Source organism: Pseudomonas sp. PAMC25584 (assembly GCF_058135675.1).
This window is the reverse complement of the sequence record NZ_CM176870.1, coordinates 3421771-3441095: the sequence shown is the minus strand read 5'-3', so window position 1 is coordinate 3441095 and position 19325 is coordinate 3421771. Positions and strand designations below refer to the sequence as shown.

Here is a 19325-nt window from a genome sequence, read left to right as displayed (position 1 = left end):
CGCTAAGGTGCTGGATTCTATTGTCCGCGCTAGTGGCAGGGTGCCACAATGGCGCCTTTGTCGCGGCAGTCGAATCAGGCGGATTTCATGAATGGCCTTGGGCACAAGCAAGACCAGGATTGCGTTATAGAAGAGCAGGTGCGAACCGACCGTTTGCACCAGTTGTTTCGTCAGTCATTTGCCGCCATTCTCGGCAGCTTTTTTGCGGCGGCGATGCTCTGCTGGCTGTGCTGGGATCGTTTTGACCACCACGTCATGCAGGTATGGCTGGTGCTGCTGGGTGCATCATCGCTGCTGCGGGTGAAAATGTTCCTGGAGTGGTTTCGCAGCCCCAACAGCGAGCGCACGCCGGAACGCTGGGAGCGCCGTTACTGGATCACCTTGATGCTGTCCGCCAGCATCTGGGGCGCTGGTGCGTTTGCGGTGATGCCCAGTGACGACCGGATGTCCCAAGTGCTGGTGATACTGTTTACCGTGGGCATGTCTGTCAGCGCTGTTTCGTGCTATTCGGCCTATCGCTACATGACGATGGTGTCCATGGGCCTGGTGCTGCTGCCGTGCACGCTGTGGCTGCTGTTTCAGCCGTCGTCGATGCTGGGCGGGGTGGCGATTGCAGTGCTGGTGTTTTCTTCGTTTGTGGTCAGCGCCACGCGCAAGTTATCCGATGCCCTGGAAACAGCCTTCCGCCTGACTCGGCAAATGGAACGCGCCCACACTATTTCAACGCATGCCGCACAGACCGATGAACTCACCGGGCTGATGAACCGCCGTGCGTTTTTCGAGCATGCGCAGTCGTTGTACACCCAGTGTCGCCTCAACCAACAACCGCTGTGCGCGTTGATGATGGACATGGATCACTTCAAGCAAATCAACGATACCTACGGTCATCAGGCCGGTGACCAGGTGCTGCGGCAGATCGGCGGAGTGATCTGCGCGTCGTTTCGCCAGGCCGATGTGTTTGGCCGCTTGGGGGGCGAGGAGTTTGCGGTGTTGCTGCCCAATACGTCGCTGGAAACCGCTCGGAGTATCGCTGAGGAACTGATCAAGGCTATCTCCGGTATGGTGTTCGAACCTGTACAGGGCCTGACCGCCAGCCTCGGCGTGGCGTCGACGCATACTCAGGATGAGGACTTGCACGCGCTGATGAATAGCGCCGACAAGGCGCTCTATCGCGCCAAGGCCCTTGGCCGCAATCAAGTGGCCGTGGCGCAGTAAGGCTCAGTCCCTCAACAAGACCTTCGCCAGCGCCCGCGCCACCTGGTCGGCGGAGTAGGGCTTGGCCAGGAACTCGAACCCCTCGTAGCCGCTTTCCGCCAGTTCTTCGCTATAGCCTGAAGTGAGCACCACCGGCAGGTCGGCGCGACGTTGGCGTAGAACCTTGGCCATCGCCACGCCCGTCATGCCCGGCATCACCACGTCTGAGAAAATCGCGTCGAACCCCGTGGCGTCCGGACCGACCAGCGCCAGTGCCTGTTCGGCATCGGTCGCCCAGGTGGTCTGGTAACCGAGGTCCTGGAGAATCTGGTTGGCGAAACGGCCTACCTCCAGGTTGTCTTCCACGACAAGGATGTTGTGCAGGCTCGTACCGTGAACAGGTGCCTGGTCCCTGGGGCAGGGCTCGCACCGGGTGTCCTGCGGTTCAACCTCGGGCAGGTACAGGGTAAACACCGTGCCCTGGCCAAGACGGCTGGCCACGTCGACGTTGCCGCCGGACTGCTTGGCGAAGCCGAACACCTGCGACAACCCCAGGCCGGTACCTTTGCCCATGGCCTTGGTGGTGAAGAAGGGCTCGAAAATGCGTTCGAACGTCTCAGCCGCAATACCGCTGCCGGTGTCGGCCAGGACCACCGTGACAAACGGCTGGCGAGCTTCGGCATCACCACGGATACGCGGCAGCGCGTCCGCCGTGGCGACGCGCAGGGTCAGGGTGCCCTGGCCGTCCATGGCATCGCGGGCGTTGAGCGCGATATTGATCAGCGCGGTTTCGAACTGGCCTGAGTCGACCCGGACGTGGCACGGCCGCTCGGGCAATTGGACCTGCACCTGAATGCGTGCGCCGGTGACACTGTCGAGCATCTCGCCAATGTTTTTGACCCGCTGCGCCACATCGAAGACTTCCGGGTTCAGCGGTTGGCGGCGCGCAAACGCGAGTAACTGGCTGGTCAACTTGCTGGCGCGCTCGACGGTGTCGGACACCGCGCACATGTAGCGTTGGCGCCGCTCTTCGGACAGCCCGGGTTGGCGCAAAAAATCCACCGACGAACGAATGATGGTCAGCAGGTTGTTGAAGTCATGGGCCACGCCGCCGGTCAATTGGCCGATGGCTTCGAGTTTCTGCGATTGACGCAGTGCCGCTTCGGCCTGGGCCAGCGCCGTGGTGCGTTCCTCCACGCGCTGCTCGAGGGTGGCGTTCAATTCGGTAAAGGCCGCCAACCCCTCGCGCACGGCGGCGTTGGCGCGCACCCGTTCGATGTGGGCCCAGGACCGTTCGGTGACTTCACCCAACAGTGCCAGGTCATACGGCGACCAGGTCCGCTGCGTTTTGCTGTGAACCGTCATCAGTGCGGTGAGGCGACCGTCTTTGATCAGCGGCATGCAAATCGTGGCGGTGGCGCCCAGGGCTTGGAACGTCATGGCTTCTTGCGGAGGCAGTTCGAGCAGGTTGTTGCCGATCACCAGCGGCTCACCTGCTCGCAGGCAGTTGACTGCGGTTTGCCCGAAGGCTTGCAGGTGGTAGTGGCCCACGATGCTGGGGGAGCCGGGGGCCGTCCAGTTGTCACGGATGGTAAAGCCGTCTTCATCGGCGTCCATATCGGCGTAAGCGCAGATGGACACCTGCAGATGCTGCGCCAGCAGGCGGGTGGTGGCGGTCATGATGGCTTCGGCATCGGCGGCGTTCGCCACCGTGCTGCTGATGGTATCCAGCACGGCAAGGCGGCGCGAAAGGAACACCGTGGCCGTGGTTTCGGTCACGGTGTCGAGCAGACCGACGACCTGGCCCTGCGGGTCGCGGATCGGGCTATAGCAGAACGTGAAGTACGCCTGTTCCGGCGCCGCGCCACGTTCGATTATCAGGGGGAAGTGTTCGATGTAGGTCGCATGGCCCTGGAAGGCCGCATCGGCGATGGGGCTGATGGCGTCCCATACTTCGCTCCAGATCTCGCTGAACGGACGGCCCAGGGCATTGGGTTTATTGCCCAGGATCGGGATGAACGCGTCGTTATAGAGGGTCGTCAGTTGAGGCCCCCACACGATGGCCTGGGGGAAACTTGAGGCAAAGCACAGCGCCACGGTGGTCTTGAGCACATCCGGCCAGTGTTCCAGCGGCCCCAGGGGCGTATTGGCCCAATCGTGCTGGCGTACCCGCTCGGCCATGTCGCTGCTGCTTTGCAGCCAATTCATCATCGGGTGAACACCTTGTTTGCCACGGTCTGTTTTGGATACCTGAAGCGGTCAAGCTAACAAGCTACAGACCGGAATGATTGCTCCCAGTTCAGCGCAATTATCCCTGAGATGGCATTTTGATGCTCCATCCATCTGGATAGATATCCATCGCCGGTGTCCACTTATTGTTGTGTGCCGAAGACCCCCGTCCAATAAATGCCGGCATCGCTTTTCGGGTCCATGGCATAGGCGGCGCCCAATTCACGAAACTGCGGGTTCATCAGGTTGGCGCAATGGCCGGGGCTGGCGAGCCAGCCGTCCACCACCTTGCGCGGGGTGTCGAGGCCGGCCGCGATGTTTTCGCCGATGTTCTTCGCGCTGTACCCGGCCAGCTCGGCGCGGTCACCTGGGGTGCGCCCGTCGTGGTCCAGATGGTCGAAGAAATTGCCATTGGCCATGTTGCGTGTGTGGCTGTTGGCGGCGCTGGCCAAGGTGTCGCTCCACGACAGTGGCGTGGTGGCGGTAAACGCCTGGGGCCCACACTGGCGCGGTTGTGTACGGGCGGCGTTGATCAGGTTCAGCAGTTGCTTGCCTTCGGTCTGCCAATCGCCCAGGCCGCTGGATAACAGCGGGCGGGCGAGCACGATGCGCCAGTCCTGGCCGCTGTTGCTCACGCCGATATCGACGAATTGCGGGTCCAGCACCACGCGGCAGAAACTCTCGCGCACGGCTTTCATGGCGGCCAGCGCATCCTTGGGGCCGGACAGGCTGATTGCCTGTACGTTGACCATCGGGTACGCCGCCCGGGCCAAGGCCTGCTGCAAGTCGCCGACGTTGCTGGCCGGCAGCACCAGGCGCGTATCGCTGGCCAGCGGTGGCAGTTCCTGAGAGCCTTGGTCGCCGCAGCGTTGTACCTGGCTGCGGTAAGTGTTGATCTGTTGCACCAACTGACTTTCTTCATTCGCCATTGCGCTGGCGCAGTACACCAGGCTGGCGGCCAGCGTCGTCAGACTCATCATCAGTGACAGCACGCGCATGGACGTTACCCTTGAGCTTGAAAGCGCCCATGATGCGCGATGTAGGTGCGTCCATGCACCCGTTGGTCCGAACTTTTTTCCTCAGTTCATGAATGGCGAATGTTTACGGACCTGGTCGCACAAGGCGAAGGCCACCCACTGCCGCGCGGATAAGGTGAGGATGATCACCGTGCCATAGCCGACGATGTTCGGTTCACGTCGGCCGACACCGGTTCTGTCGCTGCCACGCCATGGCGGTGGCAAGCAGGATCAAACCGAATGCCAGGGCAAAGGTGGCGTGCAGGCCATCAGCCACGGATTGAGGCGTGGCCTGGGTGAGATCGGGGGTTGTCCAGGCGAACATCGCGCCCAATACCGACGCTCCGAAAATCAGGCCAAGGTTGCGTGACAGGTTCAACACGCCCGAGACCGTGCCTCGGTGTGCTGCATCGACCGCGCTCATCACCGCCGTGTTGTTGGCGGCCTGGAAGAGGCTGTAGCCCGCCGTCAGCGTGATCAGTGAGCCAAGGTAAGTGACCAGCCCGGATGTCAGGCACAGCGACAGGGCGCCGCTGGCCATGACGGCCAGCCCCGTGAGCGTCGCGGGTTGACTGCCAAGCCGCTCAGTCAGGCGCCCCGCCGGAATGCCTGTGACCGCCGCCACACCGGGGCCGACGGCCATTGCCAGGCCCATCGCGGCCGGATCGAGATCCAATCCACGGGACAAGTAGAACGGCCCGACCACAAAGGTGGCCATGATGACCGCAGACACCAACGCGCTCATCGCCAGGCCGGCGCGCAATGATGCCGACTGCAATGACCGCCAAAAGCGCGCGCCGGTGGCTAACGGTACCGGTGGCTGATCAACGGGTAAGTAACGACAGGCGAGGGCGGCCGCCAGCAACCCCAAAGGCGCACCCACCAGAAACAGCGCCCGCCAGCCCCACGCACTGAGCAGCAGGCCGCCCACGCCGGGGCCCATGGCGGTGCCGACGGCCGACATCGTGCCGAGCAAACCCATCACGCGTGCGGTGCGCGCTCGGGTAACGGTGTCGCCCACCATCGCTAATGTCATCGCCATCATGATCGCTGCACCCAGGCCTTGCACGGTGCGCGCTGCAATCAGCCAAGGCAGGGACGGCGCGGCACCGCATAACCCACAGGCCAACGCAAATAGCAGCAACCCGGCAATCAACAGCCGCCGTCGCCCCAGCCGATCGCCCAAGCGCCCCGCACTGACAATGACCGCCGTGATCGCCAGCAGGTAGGCCAGCACCACCCATTGCGTCGCGTGAAAGGACGCATTGAATCTCTGCGCCAGGCTGGGCAGGCCGACATTGGCGATGCTGGTACCAAGGGCGGCCAGCAACATGGACAGGGACAGGCTGACAAGACCGCCGCGTGAGGAGGTGTGCATGGAGATTCCTTGAATGAACGCAACTGTCACAAATCTACGGTGTCGCCTAACATGGCGGAAGGCGCATGAGTTGCACTAAATACCTGCATGTGACGCCTGATATGGAGTGCTGATGCCCGACCTCAACTTGCTGATCACCCTGGATGTATTACTCGCCGAAGGCAGCGTCGCCCGCGCGGCCAAGCGCTTGCGGTTGAGCCCTTCGGCCATGAGCCGGGCGCTGGCGCGCTTGCGTGACACCACCGGCGACCCGTTGCTGGTCCGCGCTGGCCGTGGCCTGGTGCCGACGCCACGGGCGTTGGAGTTGCGCAAACAGGTCAGTCGGCTGGTGCAGGACGCCCAGGCCGTGTTGCGCCCGGCGCAAGCTCTGGCGATGGCCCAGGTGTTGCGTACCTTCACCCTGCGCACCAGCGACGAATTCGTTGAACGCTTCGGCCCGGCGCTGCTCGACCGTATTGCCAAGGACGCCCCCGGCGTGCGCCTGCGTTTCGTCAATAAGACCGACAAAGACAATGCGCCACTGCGCGAAGGCAGCGTCGACCTGGAAGTCGGCGTGGTCGACCCCACGGCCAGCCCCGAAGTGCTGACCCAGGCGCTGTTTCGTGATCGCCTGATTGGCGTAGTGCGCAGCGACCATCCCCTGAGCCAGGGCGACGTCAGCGCTGCACGGTTTGCCGAGGGCCGACACATCTACGTGTCCCGTCGCGGCCAGGACCGTGGCCAGATCGACGACGCCCTCGAAGCCCAAGGCCTGACGCGGCAGATCGGCAGCATCGTCGCGAGTTTTTCCAGCGCCATCGCCTTGGCCCGCAACACCGACCTGATTGCCTCAGTGCCCGAACGCTATACCCCAGACCGCCGCGACCTGTTCTGTTTTGCGCTGCCGGTGTCGTTACCCGCATTCACCGTGGCAATGCTCTGGCACCCACGGTTGGACGCCGACCTGGCCCATCGTTGGCTGCGCGGCTGTTTGCGCGAGGTCTGTGGGCAATGACGTTGCGAATCTATCTGACCGGCGCAGCAGGCGCGGGTGTCACCACCTTGGGTAGGGCGCTGGCGTCTGCCCTGCAACTGCCGCATTTCGATGTCGACGACTATTACTGGTACCCCAGCGATCCGCCGTATACGCAAGCACGTCCGCCGAACGAGCGTGTCAGCCGGCTCGAACAGGCGTTGGCTGACGGGCGGTGGGTGTTGTCGGGGTCTTTGGATGGCTGGGGCGATGACGTGATTAAAGACGTTGGCTTGGTGGTGTTTGTCGACACCGCCACCGCTGTGCGGCTCGCCCGGGTCAAAGCGCGGGAAACCCAGCGCTTTGGTGCGCGCATTCTGCCCCAGGGCGATATGTATGCGACCCACCAGGCGTTTATGGCATGGGTCGCCGGTTATGAAACAGCCGCATTTGCCGGGCGCAGCCGGCCGCGTCATGAAGCGTGGTTTGCACAGTTGCGACAGCCGTCTGCGCGGGTCGATGGCAGCCTATCGATCCCGAACCTGCTGCAACAGGTACAATCGCGCCTGTCTTGACGCGAAACCCCAGGAATTTGCATGTTCAGCCTTACCCGCTACACCACGCCGTGCCCCGAGCCGATCAACAGCCAGATCCTGCAGATGGTGGTGGACAACCTCACCGACATCAGCAGCGTCGCTTTGCCGCCGAGTAACCTGCTCTACAACATTTACCAATATGCCATCGGCTTTGAGGTGCATTTGTACCTGCAGGCGCTGGACGGGTCGAAGGGGATCGCGGTCGAACTGATCGTCGCGACGTCTGCGCAAGACCCGGAACACGTCATTGGCTTTTTGCTGTACTTGCCGGTCAAGGACGACCCTGACGCCTGTGGTGTGGCGTTCATGGCCGTACAGGCAGGCTCCAGGCGCCAAGGCGTGGCGCGGGGAATGATGCAGGACGTGCTGGCGCGTTACCCTCACGCCGAATTGGCGTGTGCCGTGGAAAAAGTCCCGGCCTTCGCGGCGATGGGCTTTCAGGTGCGCGGCGCACGCGGCACGCAGGTGCTGATGAACACCCGCGACTACGCCACCGATGGCTTGATGGGTGTGCTGGACGTGGCCTCCATCTATAGCTCATTGGAAGTGCGGCAGATTCATACCTACCTGCTGCAAAAACACGGCAAACGCGCCATGGTGGATGCCGAGAAGCAACGCGACCGGCACCTGGATCAACTGGCGCATAAGGTCCGGCTGTTTGTGCAGGCGCGAGGCTGAAAAAAGCCTTTCACCTGCCGCTGCGTGCCCCACGATTGACCATCGCCAGAATGGTCGCCAACAACTCCTGCTGCGCCTCTTCACGGCTGAGCTCACCGCTGGCCGCCGCGTGGGACAGGGCTTCTGCCGCCCCCAGCATGGCCCGCAGACCGGCCTGCGACACGCTACCGCCGGGGCTAAACGGGGCCAGTGCATCGCGGCACTTATCGAGAAAGATCGCTTCGTACTTGCGCTTGAGGGTTTCCAACTCCGGCGAACTGCTCAGCGCTGCAATGACCCCCGGAATTTCCCGACCTTGCAGTAACACGCAATCGACATAGGACGAGGCGATCACCCACGCCCGATTCTCCAGGGTCGGGCTGCTGGCTTCGATCGCGTCGGCAAACACCTGGTTCTGGCGCCCGTCGAAATCCTCATACAGCGCCGCCAGCAACCCCGCACGGGTAACGAAATGGTCATAGACCACCGGCTTGGTCACGCCCGCCCGTTCCGCCAGGTGGCCGAGGGTCAGGGCTTCGGTGCCTTCTTCTCGCACCAGTTGCCAGGCCACGTCCAACAATTGACGCAGACGATCTTCACGCGACAGACGACGACGTGGGGCAGGGGATTCACTGCTTGACATGCTTATATACCAAAAGTAACTTACCAAAGGTAACTTAAGCCCAGCATAAACCCAACGGGAGTCACTGTCATGCACGCCCTGATCGTTGTAGCTCATCACGACCCGCAATCCCTCACCCACGGCCTGGCCGCGCAAGTCGCCGCAGGGCTGAGCGCGTCCGGTCATTCGTTCGAAATCGCCGACCTCGCCGCCGAAGGCTTCGACCCGCGCTATACCGCCGCCGACCAGCGCGTACACCGTACCCGCGCTGCACCACCGGCCGACGTCCTCGCCGAGCAAGCCCGCATCGACCGCGCCGACGCCCTGGTATTGGTGTTCCCCATTTATTGGTGGTCGCTGCCGGGCCTGCTCAAGGGCTGGGTTGACCGCGTGTTCGTCAACGGCTGGGCGATCGACTACGGCCCTGACACTCCGGTGGTGAAAAAACTGCGGCACTTGCAGGTCCACCTATTGGCACTCGGTGCCGCCGATCAAAGCGCGTTTGAACGCCATGGCTATGCCAAGGCCATGCACACGCAGATCGACTACGGGATCTTTGATTACTGTGGGGCGAAGGTGCTGACGTCAGCGTTGCTGCTGGAGTCGGAGAGTGGCGGCGCGCAGGCCCATTTGGGCACGGCGAATGCCTTGGGGCAGGGGTTGTTCGAGAGGGCGGCGGTCGCCGGGTGATTCACCCTTCGCGAAACAGGTCATGGGCATCGAGCAAGCGATACGCAATCTCCGGCCGTTTCTCCAGGCCTCGGCGAATTGCCGCCGGGATCGATTGCCGGGTCTTGCGGCACAGGCCGGGCAGTTCGTCGATGACGATCTGAATCCCGCGCATGCTCTTGACCTCGGTGTGCCCCGGCGCGACATGCACGCGGATACCCAATAGTGCATACATCCGCTGTTGCATGCGTTCCAGATCCTGCAGGCTTTGCAGGTCTTCGAGGCGTTCGATCAGGCGTTTTTCTTCCTGGCGCGTCAGGTTGAGGATGCGCAGGTCCGCGCCTGGGGTTTGCAGCAATTGTTCGCGATCACAGACACAGGCGCCGGGTGGGCAGGGTTGGCGAATGGTCATAATCAAGCCCTCCCCATCTCGACGCCGTGGACTCAGTAGGTCAGGGCAACACCCAGGCTGCCCAGTGCCTTCCAGTAGTCAGGATAGGTCTTGGCCACGCAGTCCGGGTCCTGAATACGAATACCCGAGACCTTCAGCCCAGCCAGCGCGAAGCACATGGCGATGCGGTGGTCGGCGTGGGTGTCGATCAGGGCATTGCACGCCGTGCCTGCCAATGTCGGATCGCTGGCCACCAGCAGGTCGTCGCCTTCGATCCGGGCCAGGCCTGGGCGGATCTGGTTGAGGCCGTCGTGCAGTGCCTGCACGCGGTCGCATTCCTTGACGCGCAGGTTGGCCAGTTCGGTGAAGCGCACCGGGGTGCTGTTGAACGCGGCCAGTACGGCGAGCGTCGGGATCGCGTCCTGCATTTGCGAACCCACCACCGTGGCTTGCATGTTCGGGAACTGCGCGATCACTGCCTGGGCCTTGGCGTCCGGCTGGGTGAAGTGTTGCGCGGCGACGCCGATATCGATGTGGCCGCCGGTCAGCACTTCAGCCGCCCACAGGTAGGTGGCGGCGGAGGCGTCCGGTTCGATCAGGTAGTCATGGGCGGTATAGCCGCTGGGGGCGACGCGCCAGGTAGTGTCGTCGACCACGTCGACCTGCGCGCCGAATGCACGCATGCAATCAAGGGTCAGGTCCACATAGCCGCGGGCGCCGATGTCCTTGCCGGTCAGCGCCACTTCAATCGGCGCTTCGCCGCAGGCCGCGAGCATCAGCAAGGCCGATACGTATTGGCTGGACAAACCGCCGTCGATCTCAAAGCGCTTGGCCTGGACCTTGCCCGTGCCATGCACGGTGACTGGCGGGCAACCGGTCGGGCTGTCGACCTGGATGCCGTTCTGGCCGAGGGTGGCGAGCAGCGGGCCGATCGGGCGTTTGCGCATGTACTCGTCACCGTCCAGCACCACGGTGCCTTGCACTGTGGCCACGGCGGCAGTGAGGAAGCGCATCGCGGTGCCGGCGTTGCCGAGGAACAACGGCTGCGCGGGCAATTGCAGCTTGCCTTGGCCCGTGACCACGAAGGTGGTGTCGTCCGGCTCATCGATGGTCACGCCCATCTGGCGCAGGGCCACCGACATATGCCGGGTGTCATCGCTCTTCAACGCGCCGCTGAGGCGGCTGGTGCCCTTGGCCAGGGCCGCGAGCAACAGGGCGCGGTTGGTAATGGATTTGGAGCCGGGGGGCGCGACCTTGCCATTGAGGGGGAAATTGGGCGGTGTAACAGTCACGGTTTTCTGCGAACTCAAGGTACAAGGCTCCTGATTCAAGGCAAGGTGGTACGGAGTGGCCGACGGGCGGACCCGAATAATCGGGCATATACGCCAGGCTTGTCGAGGCTTAGCGCTTGGCGAGCCAGTAATCATGCAGCGCACGCGCCGCCGGTTCGATCTCACTGACGCGCTGCTGATGCGCCTGCACGTCGAGGTCTGCTGGCAATTCAAAGTTGTCCTGTTCGGCGCACCAGGAGATTTTCTCCAACTGTGCGGCCTGTTCGGCGGGCAGTTCAGGCCAATTGCCGATCGCGGCGCCACGGATATAGCCAAAGCACCATTCTTCAGCGAGGGTCAGGGTCTGGCCCTGATGTTCGGTGTCATCGAAGCGCGCCCGGAAACCCTCGGCATCGGTGGCCAGTTGGGCGGCACGGCTGTTCATATGGCGAACGCACAGGTCGAGGAACTGTTCGGCCTCCTCGGCACTTTCCCACTGCGGGTTCTGCCCACCCCAGATGGCCGGGAACCACTCGGCGATATCCACTTGTGCCGGGCTGGACACCAGTGCGCAGAAGTAGCCGTCGAGTTCGGCGAGGTTCAGTACCGAGTGGTCGTCACCGTACTTGAGCAGGGTTTCTTCGATCAGGTCGAAATCGGCGGGGGCCAGAGGTTGGGTGAGCATGGGGCGTATCCTTTAAACGTCGAGCGCCGCTGCTGCAGCGGCTTAAAGCGCGAAGGATGGCGCCTGAAGCGGTTTTTATCCAGCGTTTTCAAGGCCGGCACCCCGCCGCGCAGGATTGTTGCCAGTCCCGTTTTTGGCTGATGCGCCGTTGCTCACCCTTGTTATAGTTCGGGCCTTATCAGTCGCCAGTCAGGGATCACTGCCATGTCCGAATACCAAGCCTTCGTCGTCGAACTCATAGGCAACGTTGCCCATGTGCAGATCAACCGCCCAGAGAAGATCAACGCCATGAACGCGGCGTTCTGGACCGAGATCATCGATATCTTCCAGTGGGTCGACGACACCGACGCCGTGCGTGCCGTGGTGCTCAGCGGTGCCGGTAAGCATTTCTCGTCCGGCATCGACCTGATGCTGCTGGCCTCGGTGGCCAACGATTTAGGTAAGGACGTGGGCCGCAACGCGCGCCTGCTGCGGCGCAAGATCCTCGAACTGCAAGCCTCGTTCAACGCCGTCGACAACTGCCGCAAACCGGTGCTGGCGGCGATCCAGGGCTACTGCATCGGCGGCGCCATCGACCTGATCAGCGCCTGCGACATGCGCTACGCCGCCGAAGACGCACAGTTTTCCATTAAGGAAGTCGACATCGGCATGGCCGCCGACGTCGGCACCCTGCAGCGCCTGCCGCGCATCATCGGCGATGGCATGCTGCGCGAGCTGGCCTACACCGGCCGCCAGTTCGGCGCCGAGCAAGCGCGCAGCATCGGCCTGGTCAATCGCGTGTACCCCGATCAGGAAAGCCTGTTGGCCGGTGTACTGGAAATCGCGCAGGAAATCGCCGCCAAGTCGCCGATTGCCGTGACCGGCACCAAGGCTATGATCAGCTACATGCGTGACCATACAGTCAATGATGGTCTGGAATACGTTGCCACCTGGAACGCAGCTATGTTGCAATCCAACGACCTGCGCGTGGCCATCGCGGCCCATATGAGCAAGCAGAAACCCGAATTCGTGGATTGACTGACATGACCCCAGGCTGGATTACCACCACACTGCTGGACACCGACACTCCCGGCGGCTTGGCCGTCGCCCGTAGCCGCGACGGCTTTTTACACGACGCCAACGGCCCGCTGTTCCCCCGCGAATGGCTCAAGCGCCAGGACCTGGCCGTGTTCGCCGAACACGGCATTGGCCATCTCGACGGCGAGCCGGTGTACCTGCTGGAACTCAACGCCGCCAGTGACGTGCCTGGTTGCAGTTGGCAGGGCCTGCGCGGCTTTCTGCTGCAAGGTGATCACACCGTGTACAAAGTGCTGGGCTACGCCGCGCAGATCGGCACCTGGGCGCGGGAGCATCGTTTTTGCGGCAGTTGCGGCCAGGCCATGGTCCAGGTGCCCCGGGAGCGGGCGATGTTCTGCGAGGCCTGTGACCTGCGCAGCTACCCGCGCATCTCGCCGAGCATGATTGTGCTGGTTACCCGTGGCGATGAGGTCCTGCTGGCGCGTTCGCCGCGCTTTGTCGCCGGGGTCTATAGCACGCTGGCGGGGTTTGCCGAGCCGGGCGAGTCGGCCGAAGACTGCCTGATTCGCGAGGTGCGCGAAGAAGTGCAGGTGGAGGTCAGGAATATCCAGTACATGGGCAGCCAATGCTGGCCGTTTCCGCATTCGATGATGCTGGGCTTCCATGCCGAGTACGCCGGTGGCGATATCGTGCCCCAGGCCGATGAGATCGAGGACGCGCAGTGGTTCAACATCCACGACCTGCCGCCGTTGCCGGCGTCACGCTCGATTGCGCGTTACCTGATCGACCTCTACGTGGCCCGCCGCTTAGGCCACGCTGAACCAGTGCTGCCAGGCTAGGCGCACCGTCAGGCCGAGGACCACGGTGATAAACACCGGGCGAATGAATTTGGCGCCGCCGCTGATTGCGCTGCGTGCGCCAAAGAACGCGCCGCCCATCACCGAAACGCCCATGGCCAGCCCGACGATCCAGTCCACCGAGCCGTTGATGATAAACACCGACAGCGCCGCCGCGTTGCTGACGAAGTTCATGCTGCGCGCTACGCCGCTGGCTTTGACCAGGTCGATGGGGTGCAGCAGCATCGTGCTCACCGTCCAGAACGCGCCGGTGCCGGGGCCGGCTACGCCATCGTAGAAGCCCAGGCCGAAGCCTTGGGTGGCTTGCCATTTCTTCTTGATCGGTGCGTCGCCCTCCAGCGGCGCCTTGGGCGTACCGCCGAACAACAAATACAGGCCACAACCGAAGACGATCACCGGGAGCATCTTGTTCAGGGTTTCGGCGGGCAGGTAGTGGGCGACGATGGCGCCGGCCAGGGCGCCGACAAACGTACCGACGATGGCATGTACCCACTGGCGCGGGTGGAACAGCTTGCGCCGGTAGAACGTGAAGCTGGCGGTGGCCGAGCCGAAGGTGGAGCTGAGTTTATTGGTGCCCAGCACCAGGTGGGGCGGCATGCCGGCCGTGAGCAGGGCCGGGGTGGTGAGCAAGCCGCCACCGCCGGCGATGGCGTCGATGAAACCGGCGATGAACGCGACGACGGCCAGGATGGCGAGGGTGGTGAGGTCTACGCTGAGTTCGAAGGGCATTTGGCAGGGCTTATAGTTGGCAGGGCGCTATGCGAGAGGCCGCCATCTTACCTGCCTGATGTACGCAGCTCCAAATGTGGGAGGGGGCTTGCTCCCGATGGCGGTGGGTCAGTTACACATTAGCTGACTGACACACTGCTATCGGGAGCAAGCCCCCTCCCACATTCAAACGGTGTCGGCCTGGCTATTTGTGGGTGCCCAGCCACTCCAGCGCTGTGCGCCAGATGCAAATTCCGAGGAAGTATGCCGACATCAGCGACCACAACCCAAACGTCCACGGGTTGGTGTTCGGGTAATCCACCACCATCAAAAAGCTGCACAGCAACCAGATCGTGGTCACCGCGATGTTGATCGGCATGAAGCGCTTGACCCGGAACGGGTGCAGGAACTTCATCGGCGTCACGGTCAGCAGCGCCAGGCCAATCACCGTCAGCAACGTCACCCACGCGGCGGGCTGGATGATATACACGCAGAGGGCAACCACGTTCCAGGCGGCGGGGAAGCCGACGAAGTAGTTGTCCTTGCTTTTCATGTTCACGTTGCAGAAACAGAACAACGACGACACTAGGATCACCGACACCGTGAACAGGTGGGTAAAGTCCGGCAGGTCGATATAGCGGTAGATAAACAGTGCCGGAATAAACACGTAGGTCAGGTAATCGATCACCAGGTCCAGCACCGAGCCGTCAAAGCTAGGCAGCACCGTGCTGACATTCACGCGGCGGGCCAGGGAACCGTCGACGCCATCGACCACCAGCGCCAGGCCCAGCCACAGCAGGCAGGCCTTGGGCGAGTTTTCCAGCAGCGCCAGTGTGGCGAGGAAGGCCAATACCACACCGGTGGCAGTAAAGCCGTGGGCGCCCCAGGCTTTCAGTCTGGCTACATGCAGGGTCGATATCACGGGCGGTTCTCCAAAGGGTGAAACGGGCCAGCCGACGCTGTGACAGCGTCGAGTCTGGCCAGGGAATGCAGGTATCGACCGGGAAGGGGGGGATAAGGTTCACCATCCCGGTAATTGCTTAGCGTAGCAAGCGTGGGACGTTTCGGCATCAGCCCTGGCGGAATACCAAGGCTTTCAAGCCACTTTGCCGATCGATATCCGGGAATTCCGGTGGGTTATCCAGCCGTTCGACAAAGCGCAAGCCCGGTGCTTCGCGGGTGACGCCGTCGATCAGGAAGTCCTCGCCAAACGCCGGGTCATTCATGCATGCCAGCACCGTGCCTTGTGGCGTGAGCAACTCCGGCAGGCGGCGCAGCACGCGCTGGTAATCCTTGGTCAGCAGGAAACTGCCTTTCTGGAAGGACGGCGGATCGATGATCACCAGATCATAAGGGCCGCTGTGAATGACCTTGGCCCAGGACTTGAATAAATCGTGGCCAAGAAAGGTCACGCGGCTCAGATCATGACCATTCAGGCGATGGTTGTCGCGACCGCGGCTCAGGGCACCACGGGCCATGTCCAGGTTCAACACATGCTCGGCGCCGCCTTCGATGGCCGCCACGGAAAAACCACAGGTGTAGGCGAACAGGTTGAGTACCCGCAGCCCGTTGGCCTGTTCGCGCACCCAGTTGCGGCCGTAGCGCATGTCGAGAAACAGCCCGCTGTTCTGTTTTTTACCGAGGTCGATCAGGTAGCGCAGGCCGCCTTCGGTAATGGTCAGCTCATCGATGGCGTCGCCCACCAGCCATTCGGTGGTGCTTTGTGGCAGGTAGCGGTGTTGCAGGGCCACCTTGTGGGCGCCGTACTGCGTCCATTCGAACTGAACCAGCAACTGTTTCAGCGCTTCCAGTTGCGCTGCCTCCGGTTCCTTGAACAGCGCGACCAGCACCACGCCCTGCAACCAGTCCACGGTCAGTTGCTCCAGGCCTGGCCAGCAACGGCCGCGCCCGTGGAACAGGCGCCGGGTTTCAGTCGGTGCGTTGGCCAGGGCGGTCAGCAGGTGGGCGTGCAGTGTGGCGAGGGCGTCTGGGTTCATCGTTGAGCGTCGTTCATTGAGCGGGCGGCATTTTAAACACAATGGCGGGGTTTCGGGGGGTTGGAGCACAACGTGCTGGGAAACGTCTGATTGGCAGCGATTCATGCTCAAAATACGCTTTGTCGCGCCTTACATCAGGCAAAAAATCCTCAGCCATCGACATAAACTGAAAAAAAAGCCTGGAGGTGCCCATGAATGGTTTCGCGAGTGCAGTGAATCAGACCACAACGGATCAGCTCGCTGGTGATCAAGTCGAGCGGGACGAATGGCGGCGCTGACGGCTTCGGTCGCAGTGATACGCGGGCGGCGATTGAGAGCTATGGCCTCCAGGCGGAGCCTGCAGCTTCCTGGGTCTAAATGTGGGAGGGGGCTTGCCCCCGATTGCGGTGGGTCAGAGCCCCATAAGCTGACTGACACACTGAAGTGCGCCCCAAAAGTTGGACAGTGGGTAATCCCCCCTGAAAAAAATACTCACCAGAAGTAGAATTTTCTCCTAATCGGATCAAGGAAATTTTGCGTGAAGAGATCACGTTTTTCAGACAGCCAAATCATGGCCATTCTCAAGCAAGCCGAGGCTGGAAGCCCGGTGCCAGAGCTATGTCGCGAGCACGGTATCAGCTCGGCCACCTTCTATAAGTGGCGCACCAAGTTCGGCGGCATGGACGCATCGCTGATGGCTCGGTTACGCGAGTTGGAGGATGAGAACCGGCGTCTAAAAAAAATGTACGCCGAAGAGCGGCTCAAAGCCGAAATCATCCAGGAGGCCATGGCAAAAAAGTGGTGAAGCCATCGCGGCGACGAGAGATGGCGCAGGAAGCGGTTCGTTCAGGTCGATGCAGTATCAAGCTCGCGTGCCTGGCCTTCGGGGTCAGCATCACGTGCTATCGCTATCAATCGCGCCTATCGCCTGAAAACGCCGAGATCGCCGATCACCTGATCCGACTCACGCATAACCAGCGCAATTGGGGGTTTGGCTTGTGTTTTCTGTACCTGCGCAACGTGAAGGGCTATGGCTGGAACCATAAACGGGTGTATCGGATCTACCGCGAGCTGGAACTGAATCTGCGGATCAAACCGCGTAAGCGCATCGTGCGCGAGAAGCCTGAACCGCTGGCCGTTCCGCAGGCAGCCAACCAGTGTTGGTCGATGGATTTCATGCACGATCAGTTAGCTGATGGACGCAGCTTTCGGGTTTTTAATCTGATTGACGACTTCAACCGCGAAGCCCTGGGCATGGAGATTGATTTATCGCTACCGGCTGAGCGCGTGGTGCGTGCGCTGGATCAGGTCATTGAATGGCGTGGTAAACCGCAGGCGATCCGCAGCGATAACGGCCCAGAATTCATCAGTGCCAAGCTCGCTGAGTGGGCGAAGAAACGAGGCATCCGCTTGGACTTTATTCAACCGGGTAATCCACAGCAGAATGCCTACGTTGAACGTTATAACCGGACTGTGCGCTATGACTGGCTGGGACATTACTTGTTTGAGTCGATAGCCGAAGTTCAGGACTATGGTACGAACTGGATCTGGACATACAATCACGAGCGCCCGAATATGGCCCTCGGCGGCATTACCCCAAAACAGAAGTTGGCCCTGGTGGCCTGAGGTCTACTTCTGGTGAGTTTTAGGAATGGGGGGATTACCAGTGATTGTTAGGCTACAGCGGACCTGGCTCTGTACGCTACAGGGCTCAGTCCGCCAAGTTTCGTTTTGATTCGCTTATGGTTGTAGTAATGGATGTATTCAGCCAGTCCAGCCTGCAACTGAGCCACACTCTCGAAGCTTTCCCGGTAGTAAAACTCTGACTTCAACGTGCCGAAGAAGCTCTCCATTGTGGCGTTGTCATAGCAGTTTCCTCTGCGTGACATGCTCTGTTCCAACCCTGCTTTTTCTAGTCGATCCCGGTACTTCGGGTATCGATAGTGCCAACCTTGATCCGAGTGCAACATGGGCTTGACGCCCTCAGGCAAGCGCTCAAGAGCTTGTTCCAGCATGTCGCCCACCAGGGCATATTGGGGGCGCGTGGCGGTTTGATAGGCCACAATTTCTCCGTTGTACAAGTCTAAAACTGGAGACAGATATAGCTTTTCGCCTGCCACTTTGAACTCGGTGACATCCGTTACCCATTTCTGATTCGGTTGCTCAGCCTCGAACTGACGAGCCAGGATGTTAGGCGATACTTCTCCCATTGGTCCTCGATACGATCTGTATTTCTTCGGTCGCACCGTACATTTCAGACTCAACTCCCCCATCAGTCGCCGCACAGTTTTACTGTTGATCAACTGTCCGTCGCTCCGCAGAGCTAAAGTCATACGGCGATAGCCGAATCGCCCCTTATGCTCGTCTTGAAGGCTCTGGATAGAGGCTTTTAGCGAAACGAACCGGTCTGCTCCGTCCATCGCCTTGAGTTGGTAGTAGTACGTGCTGCGGGCGAGCCCAGCCAGCTTGAGCAAATGGTCCAAGGGGAAGCTGTGCCTCAACTCAGAGACTAATTGGGCTTTTTCTTCGCTTCTTTCTCGCGCCTCATCACTGCCTCGCCTAACTCCCCAAGCTTTTTTAGGTAGGCGTTCTCCATGCGCAAATACTGGAGTTCATCAAGTAAAGCCTTGTGAGCACGTTCTTGGTCGGTGAGTGGAATGGCCGTTTTTCGAGGTTTAGCAGGTAGCTTGGACATAGCGGTATTCGATCCTTTTTCCCCTGAGGCCAGGGCTTCAATACCGCCACTGTAATACTGCTGCTGCCATCTGCCCACTTGGGTAGAGTCACCCAGATTGAAGAGTGCCGCTGCGCGGCGAAAAGAAAGGGAGTCACGCCACATGCGTTGCAGAACGGAGAACTTGAACAAAGCACTGTAACGTCCACCGGTACTACTCAGACTGGCCTCACCGTGCAGCCGGTAAGCTTCCACCCAACGGCGAAGTAAAGTGGGGTCCATTTGAAATCGAGCAGCAATATGGCGAAAGCCTCGGCCTCGTTCCAGGAAGGCGGTAATGGCGGAAAGCTTGAACTGCGTTGTGTACTTGCTCATGAAAAAGCCCCAGGAGTTGGATGGGTGTCCAACTTCTGGGGCGCACTTCACACTGCTA

19 protein-coding genes are annotated in these 19325 nt (G+C 61.3%); 8 read left to right on the top strand and 11 right to left on the bottom strand.

Annotated features, from left to right (window positions below; genetic code table 11):
* Positions 1-48: 48 nt before the first annotated feature.
* The gene (locus tag ACS5Q8_RS15685) at positions 49-1215 is read left to right on the top strand and encodes a GGDEF domain-containing protein (protein ID WP_276193238.1); all 1167 of its coding nucleotides are present in this window, start codon (positions 49-51) and stop codon (positions 1213-1215) included.
* Between the two features lie 3 nt (positions 1216-1218).
* On the opposite strand, the gene ACS5Q8_RS15680 is transcribed toward ACS5Q8_RS15685, so the two are convergent.
* The 3 genes from ACS5Q8_RS15680 to ACS5Q8_RS15670 all read right to left on the bottom strand — a co-directional run bounded on the left by ACS5Q8_RS15680 (position 1219) and on the right by ACS5Q8_RS15670 (position 5817).
* Positions 1219-3405, bottom strand: coding sequence for a GAF domain-containing hybrid sensor histidine kinase/response regulator (locus tag ACS5Q8_RS15680; protein WP_426102505.1), 2187 nt, complete (start codon positions 3403-3405; stop codon positions 1219-1221).
* Between the two features lie 161 nt (positions 3406-3566).
* On the bottom strand, positions 3567-4421 hold the full coding sequence (locus ACS5Q8_RS15675) for a CAP domain-containing protein (protein ID WP_276193236.1): 855 nt from the start codon (positions 4419-4421) through the stop codon (positions 3567-3569).
* Between the two features lie 193 nt (positions 4422-4614).
* Positions 4615-5817 carry an MFS transporter gene (locus ACS5Q8_RS15670; RefSeq protein WP_443697857.1) on the bottom strand — a complete coding sequence of 401 codons (1203 nt, stop codon included), beginning with the start codon at positions 5815-5817 and terminating at the stop codon, positions 4615-4617.
* Positions 5818-5929: 112 nt separating this feature from the next.
* Here ACS5Q8_RS15670 and ACS5Q8_RS15665 point away from each other — a divergent pair, with 112 nt between their 5' ends.
* From ACS5Q8_RS15665 to ACS5Q8_RS15655, 3 genes are read left to right on the top strand one after another with little or no spacing between them, the layout of a single operon-like run.
* A complete protein-coding gene (locus ACS5Q8_RS15665; protein ID WP_276193234.1) occupies positions 5930-6811 on the top strand; it encodes a LysR family transcriptional regulator in 882 nt (293 codons plus the stop codon).
* The gene (locus ACS5Q8_RS15660) at positions 6808-7344 is read left to right on the top strand and encodes a P-loop NTPase family protein (RefSeq protein ID WP_465159122.1); all 537 of its coding nucleotides are present in this window, start codon (positions 6808-6810) and stop codon (positions 7342-7344) included. Before ACS5Q8_RS15665 ends, ACS5Q8_RS15660 begins: the two co-directional genes overlap by 4 nt.
* Before the next feature lie 21 nt (positions 7345-7365).
* Positions 7366-8043 carry a GNAT family N-acetyltransferase gene (locus ACS5Q8_RS15655; RefSeq protein WP_443695131.1) on the top strand — a complete coding sequence of 226 codons (678 nt, stop codon included), beginning with the start codon at positions 7366-7368 and terminating at the stop codon, positions 8041-8043.
* 10 nt (positions 8044-8053) lie between these two features.
* On the opposite strand, the gene ACS5Q8_RS15650 is transcribed toward ACS5Q8_RS15655, so the two are convergent.
* The gene (locus tag ACS5Q8_RS15650; RefSeq protein WP_443695132.1) at positions 8054-8665 is read right to left on the bottom strand and encodes a TetR/AcrR family transcriptional regulator; all 612 of its coding nucleotides are present in this window, start codon (positions 8663-8665) and stop codon (positions 8054-8056) included.
* Between the two features lie 69 nt (positions 8666-8734).
* Between ACS5Q8_RS15650 and ACS5Q8_RS15645 the strand changes: the two genes are divergently transcribed.
* A complete protein-coding gene (locus ACS5Q8_RS15645; RefSeq protein ID WP_465159121.1) occupies positions 8735-9334 on the top strand; it encodes an NAD(P)H-dependent oxidoreductase in 600 nt (199 codons plus the stop codon).
* A 1-nt stretch (position 9335) separates the two neighbouring features.
* On the opposite strand, the gene ACS5Q8_RS15640 is transcribed toward ACS5Q8_RS15645, so the two are convergent.
* The 3 genes from ACS5Q8_RS15640 to ACS5Q8_RS15630 form a co-directional block, all read right to left on the bottom strand.
* Entirely contained in the window at positions 9336-9725 is a 390-nt protein-coding gene (locus tag ACS5Q8_RS15640) for a hypothetical protein (RefSeq protein ID WP_247407964.1), read from the bottom strand.
* A gap of 32 nt (positions 9726-9757) precedes the next feature.
* The gene (gene aroA / locus ACS5Q8_RS15635; RefSeq protein ID WP_443695136.1) at positions 9758-11014 is read right to left on the bottom strand and encodes a 3-phosphoshikimate 1-carboxyvinyltransferase; all 1257 of its coding nucleotides are present in this window, start codon (positions 11012-11014) and stop codon (positions 9758-9760) included.
* A gap of 91 nt (positions 11015-11105) precedes the next feature.
* The gene (locus tag ACS5Q8_RS15630; RefSeq protein ID WP_465159120.1) at positions 11106-11660 is read right to left on the bottom strand and encodes a UPF0149 family protein; all 555 of its coding nucleotides are present in this window, start codon (positions 11658-11660) and stop codon (positions 11106-11108) included.
* Positions 11661-11864: 204 nt separating this feature from the next.
* On the opposite strand from ACS5Q8_RS15630, the gene ACS5Q8_RS15625 reads away from it, so the two are divergent.
* Together ACS5Q8_RS15625 and nudC are read left to right on the top strand one after the other, a co-directional pair.
* The gene (locus tag ACS5Q8_RS15625) at positions 11865-12677 is read left to right on the top strand and encodes a crotonase/enoyl-CoA hydratase family protein (RefSeq protein WP_276193226.1); all 813 of its coding nucleotides are present in this window, start codon (positions 11865-11867) and stop codon (positions 12675-12677) included.
* Between the two features lie 5 nt (positions 12678-12682).
* The gene (gene nudC, locus ACS5Q8_RS15620) at positions 12683-13516 is read left to right on the top strand and encodes an NAD(+) diphosphatase (RefSeq protein ID WP_276193225.1); all 834 of its coding nucleotides are present in this window, start codon (positions 12683-12685) and stop codon (positions 13514-13516) included.
* Here the strand turns inward: nudC and ACS5Q8_RS15615 are convergent.
* The 3 genes from ACS5Q8_RS15615 to ACS5Q8_RS15605 all read right to left on the bottom strand — a co-directional run bounded on the left by ACS5Q8_RS15615 (position 13484) and on the right by ACS5Q8_RS15605 (position 16239).
* Complete coding sequence (locus ACS5Q8_RS15615) at positions 13484-14263, bottom strand: TSUP family transporter (RefSeq protein WP_247406856.1); 780 nt, start codon at positions 14261-14263, stop codon at positions 13484-13486. The two genes, nudC and ACS5Q8_RS15615, sit on opposite strands and share 33 nt — an antisense overlap.
* A gap of 184 nt (positions 14264-14447) precedes the next feature.
* Entirely contained in the window at positions 14448-15164 is a 717-nt protein-coding gene (pcsA, locus tag ACS5Q8_RS15610; RefSeq protein WP_247406854.1) for a phosphatidylcholine synthase, read from the bottom strand.
* A 148-nt stretch (positions 15165-15312) separates the two neighbouring features.
* Complete coding sequence (locus ACS5Q8_RS15605) at positions 15313-16239, bottom strand: class I SAM-dependent methyltransferase (protein WP_465159119.1); 927 nt, start codon at positions 16237-16239, stop codon at positions 15313-15315.
* A gap of 517 nt (positions 16240-16756) precedes the next feature.
* Here ACS5Q8_RS15605 and ACS5Q8_RS15600 point away from each other — a divergent pair.
* Positions 16757-17844 (top strand): IS3 family transposase gene (locus tag ACS5Q8_RS15600; RefSeq protein ID WP_465159118.1). Its coding sequence is split into 2 segments (ribosomal slippage): positions 16757-17009 and positions 17009-17844, totalling 1089 coding nucleotides; the frame shifts between segments, so codons are not numbered across the junction.
* Positions 17845-17891: 47 nt separating this feature from the next.
* On the opposite strand, the gene ACS5Q8_RS15595 is transcribed toward ACS5Q8_RS15600, so the two are convergent.
* Positions 17892-19267, bottom strand: a protein-coding gene (locus ACS5Q8_RS15595; RefSeq protein ID WP_465159113.1) for an IS3 family transposase whose coding sequence is annotated in 2 segments (ribosomal slippage) — positions 17892-18764 and positions 18767-19267 — 1374 coding nt in all. Because the reading frame shifts where the segments join, the coding sequence is not laid out codon by codon here.
* Between the last annotated feature and the right edge of the window lie 58 nt (positions 19268-19325).

Coding starts and splice junctions, on each gene's coding strand:
- ACS5Q8_RS15685 (WP_276193238.1), top strand. CDS start 49: ATGGCGCCTTTGTCGCGGCAGTCGAATCAGGCGGATTTCATGAATGGC.
- ACS5Q8_RS15680 (WP_426102505.1), bottom strand. CDS start 3,405: ATGATGAATTGGCTGCAAAGCAGCAGCGACATGGCCGAGCGGGTACGC.
- ACS5Q8_RS15675 (WP_276193236.1), bottom strand. CDS start 4,421: ATGCGCGTGCTGTCACTGATGATGAGTCTGACGACGCTGGCCGCCAGC.
- ACS5Q8_RS15670 (WP_443697857.1), bottom strand. CDS start 5,817: ATGCACACCTCCTCACGCGGCGGTCTTGTCAGCCTGTCCCTGTCCATG.
- ACS5Q8_RS15665 (WP_276193234.1), top strand. CDS start 5,930: ATGCCCGACCTCAACTTGCTGATCACCCTGGATGTATTACTCGCCGAA.
- ACS5Q8_RS15660 (WP_465159122.1), top strand. CDS start 6,808: ATGACGTTGCGAATCTATCTGACCGGCGCAGCAGGCGCGGGTGTCACC.
- ACS5Q8_RS15655 (WP_443695131.1), top strand. CDS start 7,366: ATGTTCAGCCTTACCCGCTACACCACGCCGTGCCCCGAGCCGATCAAC.
- ACS5Q8_RS15650 (WP_443695132.1), bottom strand. CDS start 8,665: ATGTCAAGCAGTGAATCCCCTGCCCCACGTCGTCGTCTGTCGCGTGAA.
- ACS5Q8_RS15645 (WP_465159121.1), top strand. CDS start 8,735: ATGCACGCCCTGATCGTTGTAGCTCATCACGACCCGCAATCCCTCACC.
- ACS5Q8_RS15640 (WP_247407964.1), bottom strand. CDS start 9,725: ATGACCATTCGCCAACCCTGCCCACCCGGCGCCTGTGTCTGTGATCGC.
- ACS5Q8_RS15630 (WP_465159120.1), bottom strand. CDS start 11,660: ATGCTCACCCAACCTCTGGCCCCCGCCGATTTCGACCTGATCGAAGAA.
- ACS5Q8_RS15625 (WP_276193226.1), top strand. CDS start 11,865: ATGTCCGAATACCAAGCCTTCGTCGTCGAACTCATAGGCAACGTTGCC.
- nudC (WP_276193225.1), top strand. CDS start 12,683: ATGACCCCAGGCTGGATTACCACCACACTGCTGGACACCGACACTCCC.
- ACS5Q8_RS15615 (WP_247406856.1), bottom strand. CDS start 14,263: ATGCCCTTCGAACTCAGCGTAGACCTCACCACCCTCGCCATCCTGGCC.
- ACS5Q8_RS15605 (WP_465159119.1), bottom strand. CDS start 16,239: ATGAACCCAGACGCCCTCGCCACACTGCACGCCCACCTGCTGACCGCC.